The organism is Myxococcus virescens, assembly GCF_900101905.1.
Taxonomy (GTDB): domain Bacteria; phylum Myxococcota; class Myxococcia; order Myxococcales; family Myxococcaceae; genus Myxococcus; species Myxococcus virescens.
This window is the reverse complement of the sequence record NZ_FNAJ01000001.1, coordinates 1,197,974-1,224,429: the sequence shown is the minus strand read 5'-3', so window position 1 is coordinate 1,224,429 and position 26,456 is coordinate 1,197,974. Positions and strand designations below refer to the sequence as shown.

The window sequence follows — 26,456 nt, the reverse complement described above, 5'->3', positions numbered from 1 at the left end:
ACCAGCGGACCGGTGACTCCTGCCGTAGGACGGCTGGCCTCAGCTCGCGGCGAAGGGGGCGGCGTCGACGCGCACACCCACGTACGACGGGAAGCGTGGCACGCCGTCGTTGGACAGCTCCTGGTAGCGGAAGGTGATGATGGCTCCCACGGGGGGCGGCGCTGCGCGCTCCGCGTCCGACAGGCCCGTGCCCACGCTGAAGCGCGTGCCGTTGCGCAGCTCCACCTCCAGCGCGCCCAGGCGGCCCTTGTGGCGGCCCGCGCCCGCCACGTGTCCCACCACGCGCGCTTCGTCGTCCTTGAAGCTCTTCACCTTGAGCAGGGTGTGGGAGCGGCCCGCCTCGTAGCGCGAGCCGGGCTGGCGCAGCATGAGGCCTTCTCCACCCAGCGACTCCACGCGCGCCAGCTCCGCGCGCAGGTGCGGCGTGCCGTCACAGCGCGCGTGGGCGTGCCACTGCGCATACGCGGGCTTCGCCTCCTCCATCCACTGCCGGCAGCGCTCCAGCCGCGTCTCGAAGGTGCCTTCCACGCCGGGCGCGTCGAAGGCGACGAAGGCCAGCTCCTTCCAATCGTCGCTGCGGTCCTGCCGGCGGACGATGCTCACCGTGCGCTGGAAGCGCTTGCGCCCGCCGAACAGCTCACCGTCGAGCGGGAAGTCCGGCAGCCCCGCGGTGAACCACTCCGGCGCGAGGAACGCGTTGCCCAGCCGCGACCAGAACTGCTTCCCGTCCCAGTACGCGCGCACGCCGTCCAGCTTCTCGCTCATCCACCAGCCGGTGAGGTCCACGTCGTTCTCCCACGACTGGGCCAGCAGCAGGGGCGGGGCCTGGGTGTCGTCACTGGCCGACGTGCTCCTCGTCGGACGCGCGGGGGCCGCGGGAGCGCCGGACGCGTCACCGCCGATGCGCGCGTCCTCCGCGGCGTCTCCGCGTACGCGGCGCAGGTGCTTGCAGGTGCGCCGCTCGATGGCCACCGACTGGTTGCGCCAGGCCGGGCATGAGCACGAATACACACCGCCGGTGTTCTTGAGGATGTAGGGCTTGGAACCCGAGCCCTGAACCGAGACCTGCTCCCCGTCCGCGATGTCCGCCATGACCGACCCTCCGTGCCGCATCCGGAGCGGCGATGGGATGAAGCATACCCCCCGGGGCTGACGTTTCAGGACGTGATGCGGTGGGCATTCCGCCTCGGATGGGGTGGCGTGAGGCCGTTGGGCACCCCACGATGGGGAGTGGGCCCCGGAACCAGGAGGAGTCGCGTCAATGGTCGTCATCATCATGGGGGTATCTGGAGCGGGGAAGACGACGGTGGGCCGCACCCTGGCGGCCGAGCTGGGCTGGCGCTTCATCGACGCGGATGACCTGCACCCGCGCTCCAACGTGATGAAGATGGCCGCGGGCGCACCGCTGACGGACGAGGACCGCGCCCCCTGGCTGCGCAAGCTGCGCGATGAGGTGGCGCGGGCGCTGGTGCAGGGCGAGGACCTGGTGATGGCGTTCTCCGGCCTCAAGCAGGCCTACCGCACGCTGCTGGAGGAGCTGGACCCCACACACGTGAGGTGGGTGTTCCTGCACGCGCCGCATGAGGTGCTCGCCCGCCGGATGTCGCAGCGCCAGGGCCACTTCATGCCCGCGTCCCTGCTGGAGAGTCAGATGGCGGCCATGGAGCTGCCCTCGCGCGCGCTCAGCGTGGACGTGACGCCGCCGCCAGCGGACATCGTGAAGCACATCCGTGACGAACTGGGTGTCTGACGGCTGAACTCCCGCGTCGAAGCAGGAGGACGGCTCGTTCCTTGGTCGCCCGGCTGGTGTATAGCGCTCTGTTGGGTTGCCACCTTTCCGCTTCACCCACCCTCGAGGACCCGCGCAATGCCCACCGCTTCGACGCCACCCATCTCCGCCCAGGATGCCCTTGCGCGCCTTCGGGAGGGCAATCAGCGGTTCGTCCTGAACGCGCGCAACATGGAGAACCCGCTCGGCCGCTCCGCCCGGCAGGCGCTGGTGGCGGGGCAGAGTCCCTTCGCCATCATCCTCTCGTGTTCGGACTCGCGCGCGCCGTCGGAGTACATCTTCGACCAGGGGTTGGGGGACCTGTTCGTCATCCGCGTGGCGGGCAACGTCGTCGCGCCGTCGCTGGTGGGCAGTGTTGAGTTCGCGGCGGCGAAGTTCGGCACGCGCCTGGCGGTGGTGATGGGGCATTCGCACTGCGGCGCCATCCAGGCCACGCTGGACTACGTGCGTGAGGGCAAGAGCGAGGCGTCCGAGAACATCCGCGACATCGTGGAGCGCTGCCTCGAGCCGGTGACGACGGTGGTGAGCGCCGCCGGGCCGAAGGCGGACTGGGAGTTCCTGATGAAGGAAGCCGTCCGCGCCAACATCCGCAACTCCTGCGACACCCTCCGCCATGGCAGCCGCCTGCTGGAGCGTCTGTGCCGCGAGGAAGGCATGCGCATCGTCGGCGCCGAGTACTCGCTGGAGACGGGCGCGGTCGACTTCTTCAACGGCGTCTGAGAGAGGACACTTTCATGAAGAAGCTGGTCAACGCCCCTCGCGCGGTGGTGCGGGAGATGCTGGAGGGGTTGGTCTCGCTCGCCCCCGGGCAGGTGCTGCTGGAGGGGGAGTCAGTGGTGCTCCGCGCCGACACGCCTTCCGACGTCCGCGCGCGCAAGGTGGCTGTCATCTCCGGCGGCGGCAGCGGCCATGAGCCGGCGCACGCGGGCTACGTGGGCGCGGGCATGCTGGACGCGGCGGTGGCCGGTGACGTCTTCACCTCGCCCAGCACCGATGCCGTGCTGGCCGCCATCCGCGCCGTCGCGGGGCCCGCGGGCGCGCTGCTCGTCGTGAAGAACTACACGGGGGACCGGCTCAACTTCGGGCTTGCTGCCGAGCTGGCGCGCGCCGAGGGCATCCCCGTGGAGACGGTGGTGGTGGCGGACGACGTGTCCCTGCACGACACGGTGGAGCCCGCGCGGCGCCGGGGCATCGCTGGCACGGTGCTGGTCCACAAGGTCGCGGGCGCGGCGGCCGCGGCGGGCGCGGCGCTCCAGGACGTCCTCCGCGAGGCCACCGCGGCGGCGGAGGCGCTGGGCACCATGGGCGTGGCCCTGGGGCCCTGCACCGTGCCCGCGGCGGGCAAGCCGGGCTTCACCTTGGAGGAGGACGAAATCGAGCTGGGCCTGGGCATCCACGGCGAGCAGGGCGTGCGGCGCGTGCCGATGCAGACGGCGGACAGCCTGGTGGACACGCTGCTCACCACCATCGTCGAGGACCGGCGCATCAGCTCGGGAGACAGGGTGGTGCTGCTCGTCAACGGACTGGGCGGCACGCCGCCCATGGAGCTGGCCATCGTCGCCCGGCGCGCGCTGGCCGCGCTGCGCCAGGGCGGCATCCGCGTGGAGCGCGCGTGGAGCGGGACGTTCCTCTCCGCGCTGGAGATGCCCGGCTGCTCATTGACGCTGCTGAAGGTGGACGACGCGCGGCTGGCCCGCCTGGATGCGGCGGCGGATGCGCCCGCGTGGCCCGGCGCGGGACGGCTGCCGAAGGAGCCGGGGGTGTACCGGCCTTCGTCCACGGCGTCTCCGGCATCGCTTCCGGCGGAGGCGCCGCAACCGGGGATGGACCGCTTCCGGAAGGCCGCCTTGCGGGTGGCGGACGCGTTCGAGCAGTCGGAGCCCCGGCTGACCGCGCTCGACAGCGCCGCGGGCGACGGTGACCTGGGCCTCAGTCTGGTGCGGGGCGCCGAGGCGATTCGCGCCCTCCCGGAGGACGCGTGGACGAGCCCCGCGCGCGCGCTGACGGCCATTGGCAATGCCCTGCGGCGCAGCATTGGCGGCAGCTCGGGGCCCTTCTACGCGACGGCGCTGCTGCGCGCCGCGCGCAGGCTGGCGGAAGGGCCCGCGGATGCCGCCGCATGGGCCGAGGCCTTCGACCTGGCCGTCACCGCCGTATCGGAGCTGGGCGGCGCGCGGCCTGGGGACCGCACCATGCTCGATGCGCTCCGGCCCGCCGCCGACGCCTTCGCGAAGGCGGTGCGGGACGGACAGGGGGCTCGCGAGGCCTGGGCCTCGGCGGTGCACGCGGCCGAGGCGGGAGAGGATGCGACGTCCCGGATGCAGCCACGCCTGGGACGCGCCAGCTACCTGGGGGCGCGCGCCGTCGGTGTGCCGGACGCGGGCGCCGCGGCCGTGGTGGTGTGGATGAAGGCGCTCACGCCTGGCATCGGCTGAGCGCCGTCGGGATGCGGGCCTTCCGGCCTACTGCACCCAGCGTTTGCTGGTCTGGTACACGTCCATCAGGGGGGAGACCAGGGTGAGGCGCGGCCCCCAACGGGTGGCGTCCTCCAAGTCTTCAACCCGCAGGGATTTCAGTGAAAGAATTTCCGACATACAGGCCAGCGGCGCGTGCTGCCAGACCCGGGTGAGGTCGTCGGCCGTCACGTCGCCGATGAGCTCGCCGTGCACGTCGTCCACCACCGGCAGCCGGCTCAGGCCATACCGCTGCATCAGTGACAGCGCCCTCACCACCGTGTCCTTGGGGAAGAGCGTCACTGCCTTCGCCACCGTGTCCTCGCGCTCCACGTACAGTTCCGTCATCGCCGGCCTCGCCACCCTGTTGTTGCCCTGCGAGGCACCGTAGCAAGACAGTTGCCAACAACTGGGGCGTTGCCGGGTGTGGGCGGAGAGGCAGGCGAGGGCTGGCTCCTGTCGCCCGGGTGACACACTTCGTGGGACGAAGGCGGCTACAGCCGGATGCCCACCGAGGTCCGCAGCTGGGTGTCGAGCTTGGGCACGCCCAGGGGCGGAGAGTTGTCGAAGGTGAGGTTGAAGCCGATGCCCACCGAGAGGCGTTCGTTGGGCTTCACCTCGAAGATGGTGTCGTTGAGCAGGCGGATGTCGGCGGGGTTCGTCACGCGGGGCTGGGCGTAGAGCGTCTGCACCAGGAAGACGTTCTCCATGAACTCCAGCCGCCCCAGCACGTAGCTGGACAGGCGCGGGTCGGTGCGGAACTCCCCGGCATCCGGTTCGGAATCCCGGCGGATGCGCTCGTGCTCCAGCATCAGCGCGAGCCCCACCACCAGCGTGGCCTTCTTGTCGGTCAGCACCCTCACCCGGGGCCCCGCGCCCAGCAGGGCCCGGAACTGGATGCGGCGGAACTTGTCGAACTCGTGTTGGAGGAACACCTCGCCGGAGAGCCGCTCCGTGAATCCGTAGCGGTAGCGGACGTGCTCCATGACCTTGCTGACGATGACCTCATCGGCGGCGAAGGCGTACTCCCCCCGGAGGACGGCCAGCCAGGTGTGCGTCTCGCTGCGCCACTGGCCCAGCAGGGCGCCGCGCACGCTGAAGAGGTCGGTGCTGCCCGTGCGCCAGTCCGCGCCCAGGTCCACGGCCGCCGAGCGCCCCGGTCCCGTGTTCTCGTCGAACAGCGCCTGGACGTTGACGATCTGCGCCGCCGCGCTCGCCGCATGAAGCCACACGAGCAGCAGCACCCACCTGCTGGATTTCCGTCCCGCCATGGTCCGGGTCTGCCCCGTCGGCCGGCATGTTTCAAGGGCCCCCGTGCCTCTCAGGGCAGGCGCTCCACCGTGGCCCCCGCGCGCTCCAGCAGCTCCCGATACCAGTCGAAGGCGCGCGCGGTCCGCTCGCCCAGGGCCTTGGCGCCCCAGAGCACGGTGAGGGTGCGGCGGGTGTCCGCGTTCGTCTTGGTGCGCTGCGCGTCCTTGACGGCGTTGGCGCACGGGCCCTCCGCGTCGAAGAGGCACAGCAGGCCCGCCAGGTCGATGCTCTGCCCGGACGCGTTGAAGACGTACTGCGCGCCCTCCGGGGCCACGCCCACGCGGAAGGGGGCGGTGGCCCGGTCCAGGTCCACCACGCTGATGGGCAGGCCGCTGTGCAGGGACACCGCGTTGCAGGCATCCACGGCCAGGTTGATGGCGCCCAGCGAGCCGTCACCCGAGGCACGCACCAGGTACTCCGACGCGGGCTTGCCACGCCCGGTGGGCTTGTAGCCGCCGTGGCGGAGCATGTCGCGGATGGCGCCGCGCACGGTGTCGTCGCTGGACAGGGGCGCGGTGGCGCCGGGCTTCAGCAGGGCCACCAGCCACTCCGGGGAGGGCAGTCCGCCCAGCGGCCCGGGGAAGGTGGTGGTGAAGGCCAGGGTGTCCAGGGAGGGGTGGGCGTCGACGGTCAGCACGGCGCGGCAGTGTATGCCATGGCGCGAGTGGGGGCAGGTCCCACTTCCAGCCTGGGACCGGGGGCTCCCCCGCCTGTCCGCTCCCATGCAAGAGAAGTCGCTTTCCAGGGGTTCGGAACATTCTTTCCGGGGCGGGCTACGTGGCATAAGGGCGCCGCACCCGCTTCCGGGCCCCCCGCACGCACATGATTCGTCTCGACAACATCAGCAAGCAGAACGGCCAGCAGATTCTCTTCATCGAGGCCTCCGCGGCGCTCCACAAGGGGGAGAAGGTGGGCCTCGTCGGACCCAACGGGGCCGGCAAGACGACGCTGTTCCGGATGATTACCAGCCAGGAGCACCCCGACGAGGGCCAGGTCGCGGTCGACCGGGGCGTCACCATTGGCTACTTCAGCCAGGACGTGGGTGAGATGGAGGGCCGCAGCGCCGCCGCCGAGGTGATGGACGGCGCGGGCCCGGTGAGCACGGTGGCCGCCGAGCTGAAGGAGCTGGAGGCCGCCATGGCCGACCCGGACCAGGCGGACAACATGGACAAGCTCGTGGAGCGCTACGGCCTGGTCCAGGGGCGCTTCGAGGAGCTGGGCGGCTACGCGCTGGAAGGCCGCGCGCGGGAGATTCTCGCGGGCCTGGGCTTCACCCAGGAGATGATGGACGGCGACGTGGGCGCGCTGTCGGGCGGTTGGAAGATGCGCGTGGCGCTGGCCCGCATCCTCCTGATGCGTCCGGACGCGATGCTGCTCGACGAGCCGAGCAACCACCTCGACATCGAGAGCCTCATCTGGCTGGAGGAGTTCCTCAAGAACTACGACGGCGCGCTGCTGATGACGTCGCACGACCGCGAGTTCATGAACCGCATCGTGAACAAGGTGGTGGAGATCGACGGCGGCTCGCTGTCGACGTACACCGGCAACTACGAGTTCTACGAGCAGCAGCGGGCGATGAACGAGAAGCAGCAGCAGGCGCAGTTCGAGCGCCAGCAGGCCATGCTCGCCAAGGAGCTGAAGTTCATCGAGCGCTTCAAGGCGCGCGCCTCGCACGCCGCGCAGGTGCAGAGCCGGGTGAAGAAGCTGGAGAAGATTGAGCGCGTGGAGCCGCCCAAGCGGCGCCAGACGGTGCTCTTCGAGTTCCAGCCGGCGCCGCGCTCGGGCGACGACGTGGTGAGCCTGAAGGGCGTTCACAAGGCCTACGGCAGCCGCATCATCTACGAGGGGCTGGACTTCCTGGTGCGCCGCACGGAGCGCTGGGCCGTCATGGGCGTCAACGGCGCGGGCAAGTCCACGCTGCTGAAGCTGGTGACGGGCTCCACGCAGCCGGACACGGGCAACGTGGCGCTGGGTGGCAGCGTGAAGATGGGTTACTTCGCGCAGCACGCCATGGACCTGCTGGATGGCGAGCGGACGGTGTTCCAGTCGCTGGAGGACGCCTTCCCCCGCGCGGGTCAGGGCTCGCTGCGGGCGCTGGCCGGCTGCTTCGGCTTCTCCGGCGACGAGGTGGAGAAGAAGTGCCGCGTGCTGTCCGGTGGTGAGAAGGCCCGGCTCGTCATGGCGAAGATGCTCTTCGACCCGCCGAACTTCCTGGTGCTGGACGAGCCCACCAACCACCTGGACATGGCCACGAAGGAGATGCTGATTACGGCGCTCTCCCGCTACGAGGGGACGATGCTGTTCGTCTCCCACGACCGTCACTTCCTGGCCGCGCTGTCCAACCGCGTGCTGGAGCTGACGCCCGAGGGCATCCACCAGTACGGCGGTGGTTACACGGAGTACGTCGCGCGCACCGGCCAGGAAGCGCCCGGTCTGCGGAGCTGAAGCACCGCGAGGGGCCCGGCGTCCGCCGGGCACATCGCGCTTCACGGCGGCTCAGGGCTCCACGCGGCCCTGGGCCGTCAGGGCGCTTCGCAGCGCCCGCATCTCACCCAGCAGCTCCTTCGCCGCGCCCAGCGTCGCGGCCGAGGAGGCCACGGGCGCGGGCAGCGCCGGCTCGGGATGCTGCGGCTCGCCCAATCCGGCGTCCCGGTGCATGCGCACCCGCGCCATGATGACGTCGCGAATCTCCTCCGGATTGTCCACGCCCCGGAAGTGGGCCTCGTGCAGTCCTTCCGTGTGTGAGGCGTCCGCGTCCTGCGCGCCGCGCTTGCTGCCTCCGCCCGCCGTCTCCACCTTCACGTCGGCGATACCGAACAGCCGTTGGAGCGGGTTCTGCCGGATGGAGACCTGCTGGATGTTGGCGAAGGTCATCGTCTTCTCCTGGATGGAGACGAGCCCTTCCCGGATGCGCAGGCTGCGGTCGGAGAGGATGTACCAGCGGTACTCGTAGTCGAGCCACGCCACCAGGAAGGTGATGGGGGCCTGCACGGCGAACGCGAGCCAGGCGAACATCTCGAAGACGAAGAAGACCGTGTCCGCGTGCGCGTAGGGCAGGTGCGGGACGAACCGGTTCTTCACCGCCACCCAGGTGAAAATCAGGCCCACCACGACGCCGGCCTGCCGCAGGCCCCAACGGAGCAACTGGAGCTGGCGATGGGCCGGGGCGGCGCGGAACACGCGAACCGCCGCGCCTTCGGGGATGTGCGGCGCGGGGGGCACCTTCAGCAGGCGCAGGAGCCAGGCAGGCGCGGCGTCAGACATCCTGCTTCTCCCGCGTGGCGCCGCTGTCCAGGCTGAGCCGCAGGGCGCGCACCTCCTCGGCAATCTCGCGGAGCGTGGCCGCCAGCGCGTCATGGTCACCGGCGGGCATGGCGCGTGCGCTCCCCTGCGTGGGCACTGCGCGCTCCCGGCTTCCCCGCATCTTCGAATAGAGGAAGTCCCGCATGGCTCCGAAGTCGGGCACACCTTCGATGGTGATTTCCGCCTGAGAGTTGCCGCTCGCCGTCTGGATTTGGATGCGCGCCAGCCCCAGCCAGCGTTCCACCAGGTTGCTGGACAGGTGGATGTCCTGGATGCGCGCGTAGGTGAGGGACACCTCCCGCCGGAAGAGGATGCCCCAGCGGACGGTGATGCCTTCGTCGTCCAGCGTGTAGCGCAGCGTCTGGTACTTGAAGTAGCGGATGAGCCCGAGGATGGGGAAGCCGGGCCCGGCCAGCAGCGCGCTGACGAGGTAGTAGGTGAGCAGGCTGCGGTGCGGTTGCAGCACCGTGGGCAGGCGCGACAGGAAGCCCCCGTCACCACCGGGGACCACCGTCAGAGGGGAAGGCGACCCCGGGTCTGTCATGTGCGGCTCACCAGCAGGCGTCTTTCGCGAGAGAGGTCTCAGGCATTACGGACCGGAGCATCTCTCATTTCACGCCTATTCGAACAACCGCCCCGCCAGCCGCGCCAGCTTCTGCGCCTTGCCCGTGAAGGGCGGGAAGAACAGGTGGACCAGGGACGTGCGCCCCTGGCGCAGCACCGCGCGCTCGTGGCTGAAGGTCCGGAAGCCCGTCTCGCCGTGATACGCGCCCACGCCGCTGGCGCCCACGCCGCCGAAGGGCAGGTTCGGATTCACGTTGTGCAGCACCACCGTGTTGATGCACGTGCCGCCCGCGCGAGTCTCCCGCAGCAGCCGCTCCACCGTGGCCTCGTCGTTGCTGAACACGTAGAGCGCCAGGGGCTTGCCGTCCTCGCGCACGTGCGACACCACTTCGTCCAGGGACTCGAAGCGCAGCACCGGCAGCACCGGTCCGAAAATCTCCTCGGCCATGATGGGCGCGTCCGGCGTCACGTCCGCGAGCACCGTGGGCGCGATGTAACGCGACTCCGCTCCCACGCCGCCGCCCACCACCACGCGCGCGCCGGCCTCCACGGTGCGGTCCATCAACTGGCGCACCCGCGTGAAGGCGCTGTCATCCACCATGCGGCACAGGTCCAGGCTCGCGCGGCGCGCCTCCTCGGTGCGGCCGTAGAAGCGCTCCAGGGCCTCCTTCATCGCCTCCAGCAGCGCCTCTTCCTTCGACGCGTGGACCCAGACGTGGTCGGGGGCGATGCACGTCTGTCCGCCGTTGAGGAACTTGCCCCACACCACGCGCTCGGCGGCGGCGGCGACATCCGCCGTCTCATCGACGATGACGGGCGACTTGCCACCCAGCTCCAACGTCACGCTGGCCAGGTGCTTCGCCGCGGCCTCCATCACCCGCCGGCCCACGCGGGCCCCGCCGGTGAAGAAGAAGTGGTCGAAGGGCAGCCGCAGCAGCGCCTCGCCCACCTCCGGGCCGCCCTCCACCACCGCGACCTCTTCTGGGGGAAAGACATCCTTCACCAGCTCCGCGATGAAGCGCGCCGTGTTGGGCGTCTTCTCACTGGGCTTGCACAGGACGGCGTTGCCCGCGGCCACCGCAGCGACCAGCGGCGACACCAGCAGGTGGAAGGGGTAGTTCCACGGGGCCATCACCAGCACCACGCCCCGGGGCTCGTACTGCACCAGGCTGGACGTGCCGGTGAGCAGCAGGGGCGTGGAGACCTTCCGGGGCTTCATCCACGTCTTGAGGTGCTTCTGGATGGAGGCCAACTCCATCAGGACGGGGAGGACCTCGGTGGCCTCCACCTCCGCGCGCGGCTTGCGGAAGTCGGCGTGGAGCGCCTCGGCCAGGGCCTCGCGCCGGGCGACGAGCAGCGTCTTGAGCTGCTCCAGCCGGGCCAGCCGTTCCTTCATGCCGCGGCGCGCCACCTCCCAGCGATGCGCATGGAGGCGGTCGAACGCCTCCTGCACACCGTCCGGCATCCGTGCTTCTTCCAACTTCACCACGCGCATCGCCCGGCTCCTTCCGGAGGTGCCCCGGCCTGGGTTGCCTACTCCATCAGCCGGGTCGCGCGGGAGGCCAATTCCTGCGCCTTCCCGCGATACGGCGGGAAGAACACCGAAGCCAGCGACTTCATCCACTGAACCATCACTGCCCGCTCATGGCTGAACGTCTTGAAGCCGAAATGGCCGTGGTAGTTCCCCAGGCCACTGGTGCCAACCCCGCCGAACGGGAGGTTGGGGTTCGCGAGGTGGACGAGCACGTTGTTCACCACCGCGCCACCCGACGTGGTGTTCTGGAAGATGTCTTCCACCGCCCGCTTGTCCTGGCTGAACACGTAGAGGGCCAAAGGCTTCCCGCCCGCGCGGATGTGCGCGTAGACCTCTTCACGGGACTGGAAGGTGAGCACCGGCAGCACCGGTCCGAAAATCTCGCCCTCCATCACCGGGCTCTCCGCCGTCACGCCGGACAGCACGGTGGGCGCGATGTAGCGCGAGGGCTCGTCCGTCTCCCCGCCCACCTCCAGCTTCGCTCCCGCAGCCACCGAGCGTTCGAGCAGGTCCTTCACCCGCCGCCACGCCACCGGGTCCACCAGCCGCGTCAGGTCAGGGCTCGCCTGCCGCTCCTGCTCGGTATCGCCGTAGAAGCGCGTGATGGACGCCTTGAGCGCGTCCAGGAACGCCCGCTCCTTCGACGCGTGCACGAACACGTAGTCCGGCGCCACGCACGTCTGGCCGCCGTTGACGAACTTGCCCCAGCACAGGCGCTCGGCGGCGGCGGCGACATCCGCCGTTTCATCGACGATGACGGGCGACTTGCCACCCAGCTCCAGCGTCACGCTGGCCAGGTGCTTCGCCGCGGCCTCCATCACCTTGCGGCCGATGCGCGTGTTGCCGGTGAAGAAGATGTGGTCGAAGGGCAGCTCCAGCAGCGCCTCCGCCGTCTCCGCGCCGCCTTCGAACAGCGCCACCTCGTTCTTGGGAAACACGTCCTTCACCAGCCGCGCCAGGAAGCGCGAGGTGTGCGGCGTCTTCTCGCTGGGCTTGCAGATGACGGTGTTGCCCGCGGCGATGGCGGCCACCAGCGGCGACACCAGCAGGTTGAAGGGGTAGTTCCACGGCGACAGCAGCAGCACCGTGCCGCGCGCCTCGTAGCGCACGTGGCTGGACGAGCCCGCCAGCAGCATCGGCGTGCCCACCCGCATGGGCTTCATCCACGACTTGAGGTGCCGCACCGTGTGGTTCAGCTCCTCCAGCGTGGGGTGCAGCTCCGTCAGCTCCACCTCCACCGCGGGCTTGCGGAAGTCCGCGTGGATGGCGTCCGCCAGCTCCGCGCGGCGGGCGATGATGGCTTCGCGCAGCCGCTTCAGCCGGGCGATGCGTTCGGCGGCCGTGGTGCGGGACATCGTCCAGCGGTGCGCGCGCTGGGCTTCGAACACCGCGCGGATGCGCTCGGTGTCGGCGGTGGGCTGCGTGCTGGCTTGAGACGTTGCTTCGAGCATGGGGTTCTCCAGGGGGTGGGAAAGGAGCCTCAGCGGGACTCCAATCCGCGAAGAAGGGTGGTGAGGGCCGTCGTCAGCTCGGCGGTGAAGTCGACGCGCAGCGGCGCCAGGTGGGGCAGTGCCTCCAGCACCTCGCGCGCCACCGGCGCCACGTCCGCCATCTGCCGGAGGCCCGTCACCAGCGCGTGCAGGTGGATGAAGAAGCGCGGGCCTTCTCCGGCATGGAGGAAGGGCAGCCGCTGCTCCACCCGTGTGCCCGCGCGGAGCAGCGCCGCCAGCAGCCGCTCCTTGAACGGGCGGAGCTGCTCGGCCGTCACGTTCTGCTCCAGCACCGTCTGCAGCAGCGCGAGCAGCCGCGTCAGGGCCTCCTCGCCCTCCAGCGACTCGGCCACCGTGCGCGCCAGCCGGGGCCCCGTCCAGGCCGACGTGTCCTCCGCCAGCAGCCCGTCCAGCCGGGCGAACCACGCGAAGAGCAGGTCCTCCAGCAGCGCCAGGAACAGCGCCTCCTTCGTGGGGAAGTAGAGGAACACCGTGCCCTTGGCCAGCATCGCCCGGCCGGCCACGTCCGCCATCTTCACCTCGGCGTAGGACGTCGCCTGATACAGGGCCAGCGCCTCATCCAGGATGAGCTGCCGCCGCGCTTCCTTGTCCTCGTCCTTCCGAGCTCGCTGGGGCAGGGCCCGATTCGCCTTCGCCGCTGAGGTGCTGGCCATGGCTCATGGATGAATGACCCTCGGTCATTCGTCAAGTGACTGGAGGTCATTTGTCCGCCAGGTGGCGGGGTGAGGGCGTGTGTGTTGGAGTGTGTCCCATGCGTCCCATCGAGGCGGAGCTCCTGTCGGGCAGCGCGCTGTACCGGGAGGTGGTGTTGGAGAAGCTGCTCCACGCCCGGGAGTCGGTGTGGATGGCCACGGCCAACGTGAAGGCGATGTTCGTGGAGCACGGCGGCCGTTTCGTCCCGCTGGTGGACGTGCTGGACACGCTCGCCGCGCGCGGAGTGGCGCTGCGGCTGTTGCACGCGGAGCTGCCGAGCCGGCCCTTTCGCGCCGCCTTCGACCGGCAGGCGCGGCTGGTGGCGGGGGGCTTGTCGCTCAAGGTCTGCCCGCGCGTGCACTTCAAGGCGGTGGTGGTAGATGGCGCGTGGGCATACCTGGGCAGCGCCAACCTCACCGGCGCGGGGCTGGGCGCCAAGGGCGACTCCGCGCGCAACTTCGAGCTGGGCTTCGTCACCGAGGACTTCGACGTCATCGACCGGGTGACGGCGCTCTACGAAGCGGTGTGGAGCGGCGCCGAGTGCAAGGCATGCAAGCTCCGCGCGGTGTGTCCCGACCCCATTCTGCCCGCGGGCAAGCGAGCGCCCACGCCGCGCCGTCCTCGCGCGGATGCCCCACGACTGGGCAAGGCGCGCCGTCTCCAGCGGGGCGCGAAGGCCGCCAAGCGCTAGGTGGGCCACACGGCGCGGAGGGCGCGCCCGGCCACCCTCTCCGCCACTTCGCCCCCGAGTTGGAGTCGCAACGCGAGCTGCGGCGCCGCCGCTGGCGCGCAGGCTCACACGGACTCCAGCTTCTGGCACGCCGCCAGGGCAAATCGAAAGAGCGCTTCGCCAGCACCCCGCGAGGGCCATGGCCAGCGCCCAGGTCCCTGGCGCTGAATCACGGCGCTCGATGCCGGGGGACGGCTTTCACCGGGGGGCGGCCAGGGCCTCCTCTTCCAGAGGAGGCACCGCGCCGTGTTCGCCCAGGAGGCCCGTGGCGAGCCGCTCCAGGGTCTCCCGCCACTCCGCGCGCTCCACGGCGGTGGGATTCTCGATGCAGTCGTCCAGCAGGTCGTCCACGCCCAACAGGGGACGGGCGAGCTCCGCCAGCCGCTCGGCGCTCAGCGAAGGGTCCAGCTCCAGGCTGAGCAGGAGTGAGCCCAGCAGCGCCTGGTCGTGCTCGCGCAGCTCGGGGCGGAGGTTCACCTGCGTGAGCAGCTCGGCGAACACCGCGATGTCCTGCCACAGCCTCCGGCCGGACACGGCGTCATGGCCATCCTGCCCGCGCAGCCAGTCCAGCACCGCCGCCTGGAGTCGCCGCAGCTCGGTGCGGTCCTCGATGCGCAGGTCCTCGTAGATTTCCCGGCCCGTCAGCTCGGAGAAGCACACCGCGGCCCGGCGCAGCACGGGCGCCAGCCACGGCGCCGTGGGCTCCGCGCGCGTGAGCAGCCCCCGGCGGAACAGCACGTAGGCCTGACGCACCTTCAGCGACCGCTCCAGCTCCTGGGTGAGGAGTCCTTCCAGCCGGGGCGTCAGCCCCTCGTGCGCGCACAACGCGCGCTCCACCGCGGCGGCGCACTTGAAGAGGCGGCGCCGGGCGCTGCCGCACGTGGCGATGATGTTCCAGGGCGCCTCGGAGGCCGTCATCGCCCCCAGCCGCTCCAGCCGTTCGCCCAGGTCCAGGCGCGCCATGAACGCCAGGTCCGCGATGCGCTGACGCCGGGTGTCGCCCACGAAGCCCGGCGGGTCCTCACCCTCTTCGTAATGGGCGCGAACGGCGCCCAGCGCCTGGGCCCCCGCGAGGACGGCGTTCCGCAGCGCCGGCACGGACTCCTGCAAGAGGCGCGGGGCCTCCTCCTGCTCGCACTGGCGCAGGTCCACCTGCCGCGCCAGGTGAATCGCGTCCGTCAGCGCTGTCTGTAATTGACCGGGCGTCAAGGGAAGCAGCTCCAAGGCCAGCGGTGGAAGCGCCGGCAGGGTGGGCGTCGCGTTCTATGTTTTTGTAGTGTTTGTGGATAAATATTGTCAAATCGCCATGAAGGGCGGGAATCAGTCTGAAAGTCCGCTGAGAATCGGAACTCCCGGAGTCTCGCGTGCCAGGTATCGCACCCACGAGGTGTCAAAGACTTGCGCGTCACCCGCTGAATCGCGCGCTCCTGCCTGACAACGCTTGGGAACGTTGAGCGCCTGTGGTGACTGGCAGGGATTGCCGGGAGCCAGCGGCTTCCCGGCTCCAGGGTGTGACTACTCCGGGACTTCGGACGTGCCCGCGACGGGGCCCTTGCTGGGGGCTCCGGCCACTTCCTCCATCAGGGCCTCGGCGGGTGGTGGCGTGCCGTCGCCCTGCGGCTGCTTCTGCCGGTCCCGCCACGCGCTGGGGGACTCGCCCACCAGCTTGCGGAAGAGGCTGCTGAAGTGCTGGAGCGAGGCGCAGCCCACCTCCACCGCCACCGCGGTGAGCTTCATGTTCGACTCGCGCAGCAGCGACTGCGCCATGCGCACCTGCACCGCGTTGAGCTCCGCCTGGAAGGACGTGCTGGCCTCCTTCAGCCGGCGTTGCAGCGTCCGTTCGGACATGCCCATCTCCCGGGCCACGTCCGACAGATTCACCTCCGGCAGCCGGCCCCGCATCACCTGGTGCAGCTCGCGCAACAGGGGAGACTGGCCGGTGGCCTCCGCGACCAGTCCGTTGAGCTCCGCCAGCAGCGCCGCGGCCTCGGCCTCCGGCTGCCCCAACCACTGAAGGGCGGTGTCGGGAGCGGTGAAGGCCCGGCTGGGATAGGCCCCGGACAGCAGCGTGTAGAAGCCGCCCACCACCGCGCCCACCACGCCTTCAGGCCGCACCAGCGCCTGTTTCAGCACGGAGGTGCTGAAGTCCTTCTCGCGGGGCTGCATGTATTTGACCAGGGCGGCAAAGGCCATGGGGTCCGCGGCCTCCAGCCGGCGCGCGTCCACCAGCGAGGCATGCGGCTTGGCGGGGGACAACTCCACGTCCAGCACCTGGACGAGCCGGCGCACCTCGGCCTCTCCGGGACGTCCCCAGAGGATGAAGCCGCACAGGTCCTCCGAGGCGTACCAGTGGAGGAAGCCCTCCCCGACTAGGTAACGGCCGTGGGGGTCCCGGAGGTAATCTTCGACTCCGTCTGCCGATCGCACGGCTTGGCAGAATAGCGCTTCACCACCCGTGCCACCCACAACGGATTGATGGGGGAAAGCCCGGTCGTCAGCTCTGGACGGAGCCTGGACGTCCGAGCGAGCTCTTCGGTGAGGGCCGGAAGCTCGTACCAGGGCACCTGCGGCTTCAGGTGATGGGCCTGGTGGTAGCCCGCGTTGAAGAACCACCGGTTGTAGAAGGCGGAATAGGACGTGGTCCCCAGGGCGTCCTTCTGCTCGGAGTCCGTTTCGAAGTGGGCCGCCAGGTTGAGCCAGTGGATGCAGAACTGCGTCACCAGCAGCACCCCCCACCAGGCCAGGCCCAGCGCGGGCTTCCACACGATGACCGCCAGCAGCGCGCCGTCCACCACCAGGAAATCCACTGCCAGCTCCAGCCGCTGGTTCTTCTTCTTCGCCCACTGCCAGACCTGGCCCAGCGTCTCGTAGGGCCACAGCCACGGCGTCAGCGCCGAGCGCAGGCAGTAGCGGAAGACGCGCTCACCGGGACGGCGGCGGCCCCAGTCGCCCGGGCCGTCATCATACCGGTGGTGGTTGAAGTGGTGGATGAAGTAGCCCCGGTAGGGGAACCCACACGCCATGCCCAGCGCACGGGACACCACCCAGTGCGCCAGTGGAGGCCGGGCGATGGACACGTGCATGTGGTTGTGCAGGACGGCGTAGTTCCAGAAGCAGATGGCCCAGCCCAGCAGGCACATGGCCAGCCGCCCCACCCAGGGCAGCGCGTCCCAGCTCCAGATGAAGGCTGGGAACCACCCCCACCACAACGCATGAACCGCGAGCTGCGGCAGGTCGGCTGAAGGGGGCGGGGGGCGGGCGGGGGTCATGAAGCATTCAGTACGCCCCCCCAGCAGCGGCTGCTTCACTCCACGCGCCAAGCGCTTGCGCCAGGGCGCAATCCGTCCGGCCCCTCACCACCCTTCAGGTCCCAGCCAGGGTCTTCACCGCCCCGGCCGGGTCTCCGCTGTATCGCTACGTCTCGAGCGCGTTCGCCACCTGCCCCAACAGGCGAAGACGCGGTGCGTCCAGCTTGCGCACCGTGCGCAGCAGCCGGCGGACTTCCGGGCGCTCACGGTATTCCGGCGGGTCCTCCGCCAGCGTGGGCGCGCCTTCCACGCCCGCCATTCCCAAGAGCACGTCCGACGAGCAGTTGAGCACCAGGCACAGCTTGCGCAACGTGCGGACGCTGGGAAGCATGTGGCCGCGTTCCAGGCGGCCATACACCTCGGTGGCGATGCCAACGCGCTCGGCCACGTCGGCCTGGGTCAGCTCCAGCCGTTGTCGCGCCGCGCGGACCGCGTTTCCAATGAGGGTTGCCAGTCGTTGTTCCATGGCGTGCGGAAAACCTGTCGAAAAGAGGGCTTCGTCCCCCCGCATCCAGGCGGAGAGGCTCCGGGGAGAAGTGACGGCCGTTGGCTGCCTCGTGGAACACAGATTACGAGTGGGGTCTGACATTCCGGGGCTTCCGGGAGGGCCTGCTGGAGCGTCCGGAATCGAGCGCTTCAACCCCTTGAGACGGATGTGTCTCGCGCGGCCCGCTCGTGCGCGCGGAAGCCGAAAATTCGGCCTGCGCGGCGTTGTCAATGACTGCCCGGGACGCGCTGAAAAAAGCCCTGGTGTTTCCGTGGTTTACGAAGTGAGGACGTCTGACGTAGGGTGGGCCCCCCGGTAGGTACCGGGAATCCGGTGCAAACCCCCGGTGACTCGGATCCGCAGGCCGCGCCGCGTGCCTCGCGGGGAGGCTGTTGAGGTCGTGAGCGACGAGCGTCCGGACGCGCTGCTCAAGAGCGCACTCGAAAAGATCGTCTACTTCGAGGCGCGTGCCCAACAGCTCCACAGCGAGCTGGCTTCGACGCGCGATGAGATGGAGCACCTCAAGCGCGAGGTCGCGGAGACGCACCAGCGCGAGCTGGGCCTGCGCCGTGAGGTCGCGGAGCTGGAGGTCCGCGTGGGTCGGCTCCAGGCCGAACGCGAGGAGCTGGCCCGGCTCAACCAGGCCCTGCGCGGCGAGCGGAACCAGATGATGGACAAGCTGCTGGACGTGGGGCGCATCCGCGCCACCGCCCAGGAGCGCGACGACGAGGACGACGACCTGGGGCTCGACCTGGCGTCGTTCATCTCCCAGCTTCGCAGCGAGGTGCTGCTGCGCGGTGAGGGGGGGCCGGTGGCCCGCGGGCTGGTGGTCCCCACGCGGCGCTCGCCGGTGCCGCTGCGTGAGACGGCGGCCAGTGTCCCCGTGACGCCGGCGCCGGTGAGCGAGCCGCCCGTGGCCACTGTCGTCGAGGACGACGGCCTGTCACCGGTGGCGCGTGAGGCGCAGCGCTTCCTGCAGGCGGGCCGGTTGGGCGTGAGCGCGGCGCAGCACGCGGAGCTGTCCTCGCACGCGGGGTTCGGCGGGCCGACGGATGAGACGTTGTTCGGGTTCTCCATCCGCGAGCTGTCCGCGCAGGATGGCGCGGCCCGGGTGCGTGCCGCGGAGCGCCTGAAGGCGCTGTCACAGCCGGCCGCCGCGCCCGCGCTGGCGTCGGCGCTGCATGCGGAGACAGAGCCGACGGCGCAGGTGGCGCTGCTCCAGGCGTTCGCGTCGCTGTGCCAGGAAGAGGGCGCGTCGGTGGTGTCGCCGCTGCTCGCGTCGCCGGTGCCGGAGGTGCGCATCGCGGCGCTCAAGGCGCTCCTGACGCTGGCGCCGAAGGACGCGGCGCCGCATCTGGCGCAGGCGATGAAGGACCCGGACCGCTCGGTGCGCCGCCGCGCGTCGCTGCTGGCGCTGGGCCTGGAAGGGGAGACGGCGCGGCGGCTGGGCGAGGAAGCCATCCACGACGCGGATCCAGAGGCGCGCGCGCTGGCCGCGCTGGCGCTCGGAGCTGGCGCTGGGGAGAACGCGCGCACGCTGCTGCTGGGCGCCTTGGGTGACCGTGAGCAGCGCGTTCGCAAGGCCGCCGCGCAGAGTCTGTCGCGCATCCTGGGGCAGGACGTGTCGGCGGTGGTGGACCTGGACGAGACGCACCGCCGCCGGGAGATTCGCCGGCTGGCGACGTTGCCCGTGAAGCCCGTGCGGGCGCGGCTGGAGCAGCCTCGTCCGGTGGTGGCTTCGGTGCAGGCGGTCGCGCCGGCAGTGGCTGTGGCCGCGGTGGCTCAGGCGCCGGTGGCGGCGGTCGAGCAGCCCGCTCATGCGGTCGTCGCCGTGGGGGCCGCGAATCGGCAGGCCGTCACCGTGGGCCTCGTGCAGGGCGCGGGTCCGGTGGGGCCTGTGCAGGGGCGAGCGGGCCCCGTGGGAGCGCCGGTGGCTCCGACGCCCGCGCCGACGCCGCAGGCCGCCGCTCCCGTGCAGCGTCCGCCCGCGCCGACGCCACAGGCCGCCGCTCCCGTGCAGCGTCCGCCCGCGCCGACGCCACAGGCCGCCGCTCCCGTGCAGCGTCCGCCCGCGTCGGTTCCGCAGACCGCCGTCTCCGCACCGCGTCCGCCCGCGCCACAGGCCGCCGCCCCCGTGCAGCGTCCGCCCGCGCCAGCCCCGCAGGCCACCCCAAGCCAGTCCAGCCCCGCGCAGGCTCCGCGCGTGCCGGCCGCTCGCCTGTCCCCCGTCCAAGCGGCCCTGGTGGCCATGGGCGCGGTGCCCGGTCAGGCCGCCCCCGCGCCGCGTGTTCCCGCAGCCGCCGCGGAGCCGTCCCGTCCGGCGGCCCCCGTGCGCCCCAGTGCGTCACCGGTGGAAGTCCTCTGCACGCAGATGCTGGCCGAGGTCCGCGTCGCCGTCCGAGGCCGCTCGCTCGTCGAGCTGGCGGTCGCGCTCTCGGCGCCCTCGGAGCTCGCCCAGGAGGCGCTCACTCTGTTGTCCGCACGGGGAGCGGTGATTCGAAGGGGGCACAAATACTTCGCCGCTTGAGGCAAGGTAGCCGTCCCGCACGTCTTTCGAAGGGTCGTCCATGGAAGCGCCGACGTACAGCTCCAAGCAGGTCGCCGAGATGCTCGGCGTGTCCCCGAAGCAGATTCCGGAGGAATCGCGGAAGGACGCCTACACGCCGGACGACATCTGGGAGCTGCGCACCACGCTCGACCGTTTCCCGGCGCGGGTGGGCCACCGCCGCCAGCTCTTCCTGAACTTCAAGGGCGGCACCGGCAAGACGTCGCTGTCCACGTCCTACGCCTGGCGCCTGGCGGAGCTGGGCTACGCGGTGCTCCTCATCGACCTCGACAGCCAGGGCCACGCCACCAAGTGCCTGGGCTACGAGGGCGAGGACTTCGAGAAGACGCTCCTGGACGTCCTCGTCCGCAAGACGCCCCTGGCCAAGGTCATCCAGAAGTCCTCGCTGCCCAACCTGGACTTCGTCCCGTCCAACCTGACCATGTCCACGGTGGACCTCGCGCTGATGCCCATGGCCGGCCGCGAGTTCAAGCTGCGCAACGCCCTCAAGGACGTAGAGGCCCAGTACGACGTCGTCGTCTTCGACGCGCCGCCGTCCTTCGGCCTGCTCAACCTCAACGCGCTGATGGCGGCGAACGACTTGTTCGTCCCCGTGCTCGCGGACTTCCTGTCCTTCCACGGCCTCAAGCTGCTGTTCGAAACGGTGCAGAGCCTGGAGGAGGACCTGAACCACGTGCTCGACCACGTCTTCATCGTGGTCAACTCCTTCAACGCCACCTTCAAGCTGGCGAAGGAGGCGCTGGAGGCGCTCCAGACGCACTATCCGGAGTTCCTGCTGCCCACCATCATCCGGCAGTGCACCAAGTTCGCGCAGGCCTCCAGCGAGGGGCGGCCGGTGTTCGTCGCGGACCCCTCGTCCAAGGGGGCCAACGACATCCAGGCCATGATTGACAACATCCTGCCCCGGCTGGTGGCCGCGGCAGCCGTCGCCCAGACGAAGGGCACCCAGCAGGCCGGCTGAGAACCATGAAGAAAGCCTTTGAACAGAACGTGTCCCGCGCCAAGCCGCGCCTCCGCCTGGGCGCGCTGACGGGCCTCGTCGACCCCGTCGAGCCCACGCCTCCCGAGCCCGAGGCCGAGGCGGCCCCCGAGCCCGTCGCCGAGGCCCCCGACCTCTCCGCCGAGGTGCGCGCCCGCATCGAGCGCGCCCGCAGCCCGCGCCCCAGCGCCGCCCAGGCCATGGACGCCGCCCTGCGCGAGCCGGACGACGCGCCCGTCTACGAGGAGCCGCCGCAGGAGCCCGAGGCGGTCGCCGACGTGCCCGTGACGTACGGGGCTCCGCCGGAGGCAGAGGCGGAGGCGTTGCTCGACACCGAGCCGCACGCCGAGCCCGTCACCTTCGCGGCGCCGCCTCCGGCGCTGCACTTCGACGCCGTCAGTCCTCCTCCGGAGGCGCACCCCATGACGCAGGCCTCGGCTCCCGTGTCCATGCCGCACGTCACCGCCACCGTCGCGGAGCCGGTGGCCCGTGTCGAAGCGCCGCCCTCCGAGGTGGAGGTGCAGCGGCCGGCCCCGCCGCGCGAGGACGGGCAGGACTCCTCGGCCCGCCGTGAGCGACTGAAGGCCCGGCTCAAGGCGGTGCGGGAGAATCCGCGTCCGGAGCCGCTGCCCGCCACCGTGGCGGAGGCGGGTCAGCGCGCCGTGGAGCGCATCACCCACCTCCAGGCGGAGCTGGTGAAGGTGAAGGCGCTCAACCTCTCCCTCACGCAGGACCTGGAGGTGTCGCGCCGTCAGGCGGAGAAGGCCACGGAAGAGGCCCGCCTGCGCATGGACGAGGCGCGCCGCCTGTCCTCGGAGATGGAGGGCCGGGTGAAGCTGCTGGCCGACCTGGAGCGCGAGCTGTCCGCGCTGGAGGGCGAGCGCGACGAGGCGCTGCTGTCGCTCCAGGAGACGCGGCAGGCGCTTCAGGCCGCTGCCAAGGAGCGCGAGGCCCTGGAAGAAGAGGTCGCCCGCGGCAAGCAGTCCCTGGTGGACAGCCTGGCCGAGGAGGAGCGGCTCGCCGGTGAGCTGGAGTCCGCCAAGGACGAGTCCATGTCGCTGCAGCGCGCGGTGGAAGCGCTCCAGGGAGAGCGCGACGTGCTGGCCCAGCAGGTGGCCTCGCTCACCGCCGAGCGCGCCGAGCTGCTCGAGGCGCGCAAGGCCCTGGAGTCGGTGCACCGGGCCCTGAGTCAGGCCACGGTGCGCTGAAGCCGCCCGGCTACTTCCCGTCCTTCGCCACGCCGCGTGCGTCGTTTCCACCGCGCACGGCGGCGAAGGCGGGGCTGAGCGGCGGCGAGCGGAGCCCTTCGGTGGCCAGTCCACTGAAGGCGCCAGCCGGCTGTTTCAGCGCCTGGACGTGCGCGAGGATGTTGCGCCGGCGCTCGTCCTTCCCCGGGTGGTTGGCGAAGGTGCTGCCCCCGTCCTTCGTCTTGGCCAGCAGGGCGAGGTAGTCGTCCGGCGTGTAGCCCGCGGAGAGCATCAGCTCGACGGCGATCCGGTCCGCCTCCAGCTCCTGCTCCTTGGCGTTCCCCTTGTCGATGAGGTCGATGGTCTTCTCGCTCAGGTGGCCCAGCAGGCCCGGGTCCTGGTCCAAATCCAGCGTCCCGTCGCCATTGCGGCCCGCGGAGAGCACCTTCACCGCGGTGGGGGAGAGCACGGCCTCGCCGTAGGTGACCAGCTCGCACGTCTTCACCTTCGCGTCGCCGTACTGGTGGATGGCGTGCTTGAGCGTGACGTGGGCGATTTCGTGCGCCAGCACGCCGGCCAGCTGCCCTTCGTTCTCCAGTCCCTGGAGCAGCTTCCGGGTGACGAAGACGTAGCCACCGGGCGCGGACATCGCGTTGAACTGGGACGTGTCCTGGAGCACGCCGAAGGTCCACTCGAGCGTGGGCCGCGCGGATTGCGCCGCCAGGTTCTTCCCCACGACGTTGACGTAGCGGTGGAGCGCGTCGTTGGGGCCGTCCAGCAGCAGCCCGCCACCCCGCCGCACGTAGTTGATGGCCAGCGCGCCGCCCAGGGCGTACTCCTCCTGCACGCTGGGGGCGGCGCGCAGCTTCTTGCACGTCTTGGCTTCCGCGGACGCGGCGCTCAGCTTCCCCAGGAGGTTCTCACCCCGGGTGAGCGAGGACGCATTGAAGCCCTTGCAGGACGCCGTCATCGCGCCCAGACCCACCAACGCGAGCACCTTCCAGCCCGTTCGCATCATCGGTTGCCGCTCCGCTTGTTCGTCCCGGCCTTCGCGACCGTGTCGCTGGCGCCCACCACCGGGAAGAGTCCCGCCGCCGTCACGTGCGCGGCGATGTCCGCCGTGGACACGGACTTCGCCAGCGTCTCCAGCGCCTTGATGTCCCGCACGGCCTTGCCGTGGTCGCCGCCCTTGTCCTTGCCGTACTGCTCCGCGCCCGGGCTGAGCGCCTTCACCGCGGCGCCACTGGCGACGAACTTCTTCGGGTCCACCTGCTGGGTGCCATTCCCTTGCGTCACCAGCTCCATGTTGGGCGGCGTGGTGGACAGGTTCGTCTGGAACACGAACCCCTTCTTCCCGGTGGCCGTGGTCACCCGGTGCCACTGCTTGTGCTTCGCATCCGCGCCGCCCCACGTTACCCGCTCTCCGGGCTGGAGCACCGCCACGGCGTTGTCCGAGCCGGACGGACTCGCCTGCACGCGCGTGTTCTTCGCCTTCACATACAGCGGCTCGCCGACCTTCACGGCCGACGCCCCCGCCGGAATCGCCAGCGCCAGCAGGGCGGTGGTCCACGCCACCCGCGTCTTCATCCCCATGTCTCCCCGACTCCTTTCCGCACCGCTCACTTGTCCAGGTTCGCCACGCCGTCGAAGTCCTGCGGCGGCGCCTTCACATATCGTTGACAGCGCTCCAGCAACGCCTGCGTGGGCCCGTCCTCCGGGTCCTCCGCGCGGCGCGCATTCAGCACCGCTGCTGCTTCTTCGAACCGCGCCGCGCGGTAGAGCGCCAGCGCCGCGTGATAGCGCTCCACCGTCTCCCGCTTGCGCGCGTCCAGCCCGCCCTTGAGCGCGAGCAATTCGTACACGGTGACGGCCTCCGTCTTGCCCGCCACGCGCACCCGGTCCAGCTCCCGCACCTCGATGTGCTCGCGCGCCAGCTCGTACGTGCGCGGGCCAATCATGATGACGGAGCCATAGGCCTTGTTCGCGCCCTCCAGCCGCGCGGCCAGGTTCATCCCGTCGCCAATCGCGGTGTAGCTGAAGAGCTGCTCGCTGCCGAAGTTGCCCACGAAGTTGACCGCGGTGTTGACGCCGATGCGTGTGTACATGTCCGGCAGCCCCTGGGCGCGGAACTCGTCGCGCAGCCGGTCCACCGCCGCCTTCGCCGCGAGCGCGCCCTTGCAGCCGCGCAGCGCGTGGTCCGCCTGTCGCATCGGCGCGCCGAAGAGACACACCACGGCGTCACCGATGTACTTGTCCAGGCACCCACCTTCCTTCAGCAGCGCCGCGCTCACTCGCGTCAGATACGTATTGAGCAGGCGCACCAGGTTGCGCGGGTCGTCCTTGAAGCGCTCGCTGAAGGTGGAGAAGCCTCGGATGTCGCTGAAGAAGGCGGTGATTTCGACATTCTCCCCATCCAGCCGGGGCAGCTCGCGCTGGGCAATCATCTGCTCCACCAGCTTGGGCTCCATGAAGCGGCTGAAGGCCTGCCGGATGAAGGCGGCCTCCTCGTTGGCCACCAGGTGGTTGAAGGCCACGGCGCTGACGCTGGCCAGCACGCCCGCCAGCGCGGGCAGGGCGGTGAGCACGTAGGTGTGCGTCAGTCCAAGGACGGGGCCCGTCACCCAGCTCATGCCGGCGTAGAGCCCCAGCGGCCACACAATCTCCAGCGGCGTCCAGCGCGTCGTCATCAGCAGCACCACCGACACGAAGGCCACCGCGAAGACGAGCGCCAGACTCACCCCCAGCGGTGCGCGGGTGATGAAGCGGCCGTTGCCCAGGAGCGTGTCCAGCACCGCCGCCTGTTTCACCACGCCGGGCTCATGCGACGAGAAGGACGTGGCCTTGACGTCGTTGAGGCCCACCGCGTTGCCGCCAATGATGACCACCTTGCCGCGGAAGACGTCCGGCGGCAGCCCCGTGGGTTGGCCCTGGCCCCGGTGCACCCACGCGTCGAGCACGGAGATGAGCGGAACGCTGGTGAAGCGGTCATGCAGCTGCCCGCCGAAGTCGATGCCGGCGCTGCCATCCGCATCCACGGCGTAGGTGCGCGAGCCCAGGCGCAGCGTGCGCCCGGAGAACTCGATGGCGCTGGCGCCCAGCAGGCCCGCGGCCACGCGCACCGGCAGCGTCGCGAAGGCATTGGGACCATCCGAATAGACGAAGCGCGTGCGGCGCATGAAGCCGTCGGCGTCCGACTCCGGCTCCACCAGCCCGAAGCCATCCACCGCGCCCACCAGCACGGGAATGGGCGGCACCGGGTGGCTGGGGAGCCGCTCCCCCGAGGACGTCGCGTAATCCAGCGCGGGCAGCGTCCGGCCGTTCGCGCGCACCGGAAACGCGATGGCCCGGGCAAGCTGCTCGGGAGAAGCGGAGGGAAGGACCGCCTCCAGGACGCCGTCCTCGAACGTCTCCGCGCCGGCTTCCTCCGGGAAGGTGTCCTCCGCCTGAGCGGGGCCGTCCACCACCACCGCCGCGCCGAAGTCAGCGGGGGGCAGCAGCGGCGCGTTCGCGTGGGTGGAGACCCCCAGGTAGAAGGGGATGGACGTCTCCTGGAGCACCTGCGCGAAGGCCAGGTCCATGGACTCGTCCGTGCCGCGCTCGTCCATGACGGCGTCGAACACGATGGCCCGAGCACCCTCGGCTTCCAGCTGTTCCACCACGCGCGCCCAGAGGTTGCGGCTGTAGGGCCAGCTTCCGAAGTTGAGCGCGTACTGTTCGTTGGCGCGGATGCGCTCCAGGCTTGGCTGGTCGATGGTGACCAGCACCACCTGGGATGACACCTCGCGCCGCTCGGTGAATCGCGTGACGACGGTGTCGTACGCCGTGCGCTCCGCTTCCTCCAGCAGGCCGCCCAGCTTCGCGTCGAAGTGAAGGCAGACGGCGGCCAGCGTGGTGGCCAGCACCGCCACGCCCAGCATCAGCCGCCAGTGGTTCTGCCACCGAGAACGGACCGTCTTCCAGCGCTCGCCTGCCACGTCCCCCTCTTGCGAAGCGTGCCGGAGTGGACACTACCCCAGCAGCAGGGGCGTGGGCAGTCACCTC

At 70.5% G+C, this 26,456-nt stretch carries 24 protein-coding genes; 8 read left to right on the top strand and 16 right to left on the bottom strand.

Going from position 1 to position 26,456, the window contains the following annotated elements; genetic code table 11:
- Positions 1-39: 39 nt before the first annotated feature.
- A complete protein-coding gene (locus BLU09_RS05045) occupies positions 40-1,092 on the bottom strand; it encodes a DNA ligase (RefSeq protein ID WP_186817967.1) in 1,053 nt (350 codons plus the stop codon).
- 169 nt (positions 1,093-1,261) lie between these two features.
- On the opposite strand from BLU09_RS05045, the gene BLU09_RS05040 reads away from it, so the two are divergent.
- The 3 genes from BLU09_RS05040 (at position 1,262) to BLU09_RS05030 (ending at position 4,224) form a co-directional block, all read left to right on the top strand.
- Entirely contained in the window at positions 1,262-1,750 is a 489-nt protein-coding gene (locus tag BLU09_RS05040; RefSeq protein WP_090486185.1) for a gluconokinase, read from the top strand.
- A gap of 117 nt (positions 1,751-1,867) precedes the next feature.
- Positions 1,868-2,509: a carbonic anhydrase gene (locus tag BLU09_RS05035; protein WP_090486183.1), complete on the top strand. Its 642-nt coding sequence runs from the start codon at positions 1,868-1,870 to the stop codon at positions 2,507-2,509.
- Positions 2,510-2,523: 14 nt separating this feature from the next.
- Positions 2,524-4,224 (top strand): dihydroxyacetone kinase family protein, encoded by a 1,701-nt coding sequence (locus BLU09_RS05030; protein ID WP_090486180.1) that lies wholly within the window; start codon positions 2,524-2,526, stop codon positions 4,222-4,224.
- Positions 4,225-4,251: 27 nt separating this feature from the next.
- Here BLU09_RS05030 and BLU09_RS05025 read toward each other — a convergent pair whose 3' ends face one another.
- The 3 genes from BLU09_RS05025 to BLU09_RS05015 all read right to left on the bottom strand — a co-directional run bounded on the left by BLU09_RS05025 (position 4,252) and on the right by BLU09_RS05015 (position 6,190).
- Positions 4,252-4,590: a CBS domain-containing protein gene (locus BLU09_RS05025; RefSeq protein ID WP_186817966.1), complete on the bottom strand. Its 339-nt coding sequence runs from the start codon at positions 4,588-4,590 to the stop codon at positions 4,252-4,254.
- A gap of 146 nt (positions 4,591-4,736) precedes the next feature.
- A complete protein-coding gene (locus BLU09_RS05020; RefSeq protein WP_090486174.1) occupies positions 4,737-5,513 on the bottom strand; it encodes a DUF481 domain-containing protein in 777 nt (258 codons plus the stop codon).
- 50 nt (positions 5,514-5,563) lie between these two features.
- A complete protein-coding gene (locus tag BLU09_RS05015) occupies positions 5,564-6,190 on the bottom strand; it encodes a phenylalanine--tRNA ligase beta subunit-related protein (RefSeq protein WP_090486171.1) in 627 nt (208 codons plus the stop codon).
- Between the two features lie 185 nt (positions 6,191-6,375).
- On the opposite strand from BLU09_RS05015, the gene BLU09_RS05010 reads away from it, so the two are divergent.
- Complete coding sequence (locus tag BLU09_RS05010) at positions 6,376-7,998, top strand: ABC-F family ATP-binding cassette domain-containing protein (protein ID WP_090486165.1); 1,623 nt, start codon at positions 6,376-6,378, stop codon at positions 7,996-7,998.
- Positions 7,999-8,049: 51 nt separating this feature from the next.
- Here the strand turns inward: BLU09_RS05010 and BLU09_RS05005 are convergent, their stop codons facing one another.
- From BLU09_RS05005 to BLU09_RS04985, 5 genes are all read right to left on the bottom strand, one after another.
- On the bottom strand, positions 8,050-8,817 hold the full coding sequence (locus BLU09_RS05005; RefSeq protein ID WP_090486162.1) for a PH domain-containing protein: 768 nt from the start codon (positions 8,815-8,817) through the stop codon (positions 8,050-8,052).
- The gene (locus BLU09_RS05000; protein WP_090486159.1) at positions 8,810-9,400 is read right to left on the bottom strand and encodes a PH domain-containing protein; all 591 of its coding nucleotides are present in this window, start codon (positions 9,398-9,400) and stop codon (positions 8,810-8,812) included. Before BLU09_RS05000 ends, BLU09_RS05005 begins: the two co-directional genes overlap by 8 nt.
- 75 nt (positions 9,401-9,475) lie before the next feature.
- The gene (locus tag BLU09_RS04995) at positions 9,476-10,915 is read right to left on the bottom strand and encodes an aldehyde dehydrogenase family protein (RefSeq protein ID WP_090486156.1); all 1,440 of its coding nucleotides are present in this window, start codon (positions 10,913-10,915) and stop codon (positions 9,476-9,478) included.
- Positions 10,916-10,953: 38 nt separating this feature from the next.
- Positions 10,954-12,405 carry an aldehyde dehydrogenase family protein gene (locus BLU09_RS04990; protein ID WP_090486152.1) on the bottom strand — a complete coding sequence of 484 codons (1,452 nt, stop codon included), beginning with the start codon at positions 12,403-12,405 and terminating at the stop codon, positions 10,954-10,956.
- A 29-nt stretch (positions 12,406-12,434) separates the two neighbouring features.
- Entirely contained in the window at positions 12,435-13,118 is a 684-nt protein-coding gene (locus tag BLU09_RS04985; RefSeq protein ID WP_090486150.1) for a TetR/AcrR family transcriptional regulator, read from the bottom strand.
- 98 nt (positions 13,119-13,216) lie between these two features.
- On the opposite strand from BLU09_RS04985, the gene BLU09_RS04980 reads away from it, so the two are divergent.
- Positions 13,217-13,849 carry a phospholipase D-like domain-containing protein gene (locus BLU09_RS04980; RefSeq protein WP_090486147.1) on the top strand — a complete coding sequence of 211 codons (633 nt, stop codon included), beginning with the start codon at positions 13,217-13,219 and terminating at the stop codon, positions 13,847-13,849.
- Between the two features lie 237 nt (positions 13,850-14,086).
- On the opposite strand, the gene BLU09_RS04975 is transcribed toward BLU09_RS04980, so the two are convergent.
- The 4 genes from BLU09_RS04975 to BLU09_RS04960 form a co-directional block, all read right to left on the bottom strand.
- A complete protein-coding gene (locus BLU09_RS04975) occupies positions 14,087-15,097 on the bottom strand; it encodes a hypothetical protein (RefSeq protein WP_090486143.1) in 1,011 nt (336 codons plus the stop codon).
- A 306-nt stretch (positions 15,098-15,403) separates the two neighbouring features.
- On the bottom strand, positions 15,404-16,177 hold the full coding sequence (locus BLU09_RS04970) for a helix-turn-helix transcriptional regulator (RefSeq protein ID WP_090486138.1): 774 nt from the start codon (positions 16,175-16,177) through the stop codon (positions 15,404-15,406).
- A gap of 80 nt (positions 16,178-16,257) precedes the next feature.
- Entirely contained in the window at positions 16,258-17,157 is a 900-nt protein-coding gene (locus BLU09_RS04965) for a fatty acid desaturase family protein (protein ID WP_186817965.1), read from the bottom strand.
- Positions 17,158-17,302: 145 nt separating this feature from the next.
- Positions 17,303-17,662, bottom strand: coding sequence for a helix-turn-helix transcriptional regulator (locus BLU09_RS04960; protein WP_026114223.1), 360 nt, complete (start codon positions 17,660-17,662; stop codon positions 17,303-17,305).
- 421 nt (positions 17,663-18,083) lie between these two features.
- Between BLU09_RS04960 and BLU09_RS04955 the strand changes: the two genes are divergently transcribed.
- Genes BLU09_RS04955 through BLU09_RS04945 form a run of 3 tightly spaced genes read left to right on the top strand, consistent with a single transcriptional unit; the run spans position 18,084 to position 22,436 of the window.
- Complete coding sequence (locus BLU09_RS04955) at positions 18,084-20,210, top strand: HEAT repeat domain-containing protein (protein ID WP_244171417.1); 2,127 nt, start codon at positions 18,084-18,086, stop codon at positions 20,208-20,210.
- Between the two features lie 40 nt (positions 20,211-20,250).
- On the top strand, positions 20,251-21,210 hold the full coding sequence (locus BLU09_RS04950; RefSeq protein ID WP_090486128.1) for a ParA family protein: 960 nt from the start codon (positions 20,251-20,253) through the stop codon (positions 21,208-21,210).
- Positions 21,211-21,215: 5 nt separating this feature from the next.
- Entirely contained in the window at positions 21,216-22,436 is a 1,221-nt protein-coding gene (locus BLU09_RS04945; RefSeq protein WP_090486124.1) for an extensin-like protein, read from the top strand.
- Between the two features lie 10 nt (positions 22,437-22,446).
- On the opposite strand, the gene BLU09_RS04940 is transcribed toward BLU09_RS04945, so the two are convergent.
- Genes BLU09_RS04940 through BLU09_RS04930 form a run of 3 tightly spaced genes read right to left on the bottom strand, consistent with a single transcriptional unit; the run spans position 22,447 to position 26,389 of the window.
- Positions 22,447-23,433 (bottom strand): M48 family metalloprotease, encoded by a 987-nt coding sequence (locus tag BLU09_RS04940; protein WP_090486121.1) that lies wholly within the window; start codon positions 23,431-23,433, stop codon positions 22,447-22,449.
- Positions 23,430-24,008: an SH3 domain-containing protein gene (locus tag BLU09_RS04935; RefSeq protein WP_186817971.1), complete on the bottom strand. Its 579-nt coding sequence runs from the start codon at positions 24,006-24,008 to the stop codon at positions 23,430-23,432. The genes BLU09_RS04940 and BLU09_RS04935 overlap by 4 nt, the downstream gene beginning before the upstream one ends.
- 26 nt (positions 24,009-24,034) lie before the next feature.
- Positions 24,035-26,389 carry a CHASE2 domain-containing protein gene (locus BLU09_RS04930; protein WP_090486116.1) on the bottom strand — a complete coding sequence of 785 codons (2,355 nt, stop codon included), beginning with the start codon at positions 26,387-26,389 and terminating at the stop codon, positions 24,035-24,037.
- Positions 26,390-26,456 lie beyond the last annotated feature (67 nt).

What these genes read in the sequence shown, in the direction of transcription:
- BLU09_RS05045 (WP_186817967.1), bottom strand. Translation starts at nt 1,092, where the DNA reads ATGGCGGACATCGCGGACGGGGAGCAGGTCTCGGTTCAGGGCTCGGGT.
- BLU09_RS05040 (WP_090486185.1), top strand. Translation starts at nt 1,262, where the DNA reads ATGGTCGTCATCATCATGGGGGTATCTGGAGCGGGGAAGACGACGGTG.
- BLU09_RS05035 (WP_090486183.1), top strand. Translation starts at nt 1,868, where the DNA reads ATGCCCACCGCTTCGACGCCACCCATCTCCGCCCAGGATGCCCTTGCG.
- BLU09_RS05030 (WP_090486180.1), top strand. Translation starts at nt 2,524, where the DNA reads ATGAAGAAGCTGGTCAACGCCCCTCGCGCGGTGGTGCGGGAGATGCTG.
- BLU09_RS05025 (WP_186817966.1), bottom strand. Translation starts at nt 4,590, where the DNA reads ATGACGGAACTGTACGTGGAGCGCGAGGACACGGTGGCGAAGGCAGTG.
- BLU09_RS05020 (WP_090486174.1), bottom strand. Translation starts at nt 5,513, where the DNA reads ATGGCGGGACGGAAATCCAGCAGGTGGGTGCTGCTGCTCGTGTGGCTT.
- BLU09_RS05010 (WP_090486165.1), top strand. Translation starts at nt 6,376, where the DNA reads ATGATTCGTCTCGACAACATCAGCAAGCAGAACGGCCAGCAGATTCTC.
- BLU09_RS05005 (WP_090486162.1), bottom strand. Translation starts at nt 8,817, where the DNA reads ATGTCTGACGCCGCGCCTGCCTGGCTCCTGCGCCTGCTGAAGGTGCCC.
- BLU09_RS05000 (WP_090486159.1), bottom strand. Translation starts at nt 9,400, where the DNA reads ATGACAGACCCGGGGTCGCCTTCCCCTCTGACGGTGGTCCCCGGTGGT.
- BLU09_RS04995 (WP_090486156.1), bottom strand. Translation starts at nt 10,915, where the DNA reads ATGCGCGTGGTGAAGTTGGAAGAAGCACGGATGCCGGACGGTGTGCAG.
- BLU09_RS04990 (WP_090486152.1), bottom strand. Translation starts at nt 12,405, where the DNA reads ATGCTCGAAGCAACGTCTCAAGCCAGCACGCAGCCCACCGCCGACACC.
- BLU09_RS04985 (WP_090486150.1), bottom strand. Translation starts at nt 13,118, where the DNA reads ATGGCCAGCACCTCAGCGGCGAAGGCGAATCGGGCCCTGCCCCAGCGA.
- BLU09_RS04980 (WP_090486147.1), top strand. Translation starts at nt 13,217, where the DNA reads ATGCGTCCCATCGAGGCGGAGCTCCTGTCGGGCAGCGCGCTGTACCGG.
- BLU09_RS04965 (WP_186817965.1), bottom strand. Translation starts at nt 17,157, where the DNA reads ATGACCCCCGCCCGCCCCCCGCCCCCTTCAGCCGACCTGCCGCAGCTC.
- BLU09_RS04960 (WP_026114223.1), bottom strand. Translation starts at nt 17,662, where the DNA reads ATGGAACAACGACTGGCAACCCTCATTGGAAACGCGGTCCGCGCGGCG.
- BLU09_RS04950 (WP_090486128.1), top strand. Translation starts at nt 20,251, where the DNA reads ATGGAAGCGCCGACGTACAGCTCCAAGCAGGTCGCCGAGATGCTCGGC.
- BLU09_RS04945 (WP_090486124.1), top strand. Translation starts at nt 21,216, where the DNA reads ATGAAGAAAGCCTTTGAACAGAACGTGTCCCGCGCCAAGCCGCGCCTC.
- BLU09_RS04940 (WP_090486121.1), bottom strand. Translation starts at nt 23,433, where the DNA reads ATGATGCGAACGGGCTGGAAGGTGCTCGCGTTGGTGGGTCTGGGCGCG.
- BLU09_RS04935 (WP_186817971.1), bottom strand. Translation starts at nt 24,008, where the DNA reads ATGGGGATGAAGACGCGGGTGGCGTGGACCACCGCCCTGCTGGCGCTG.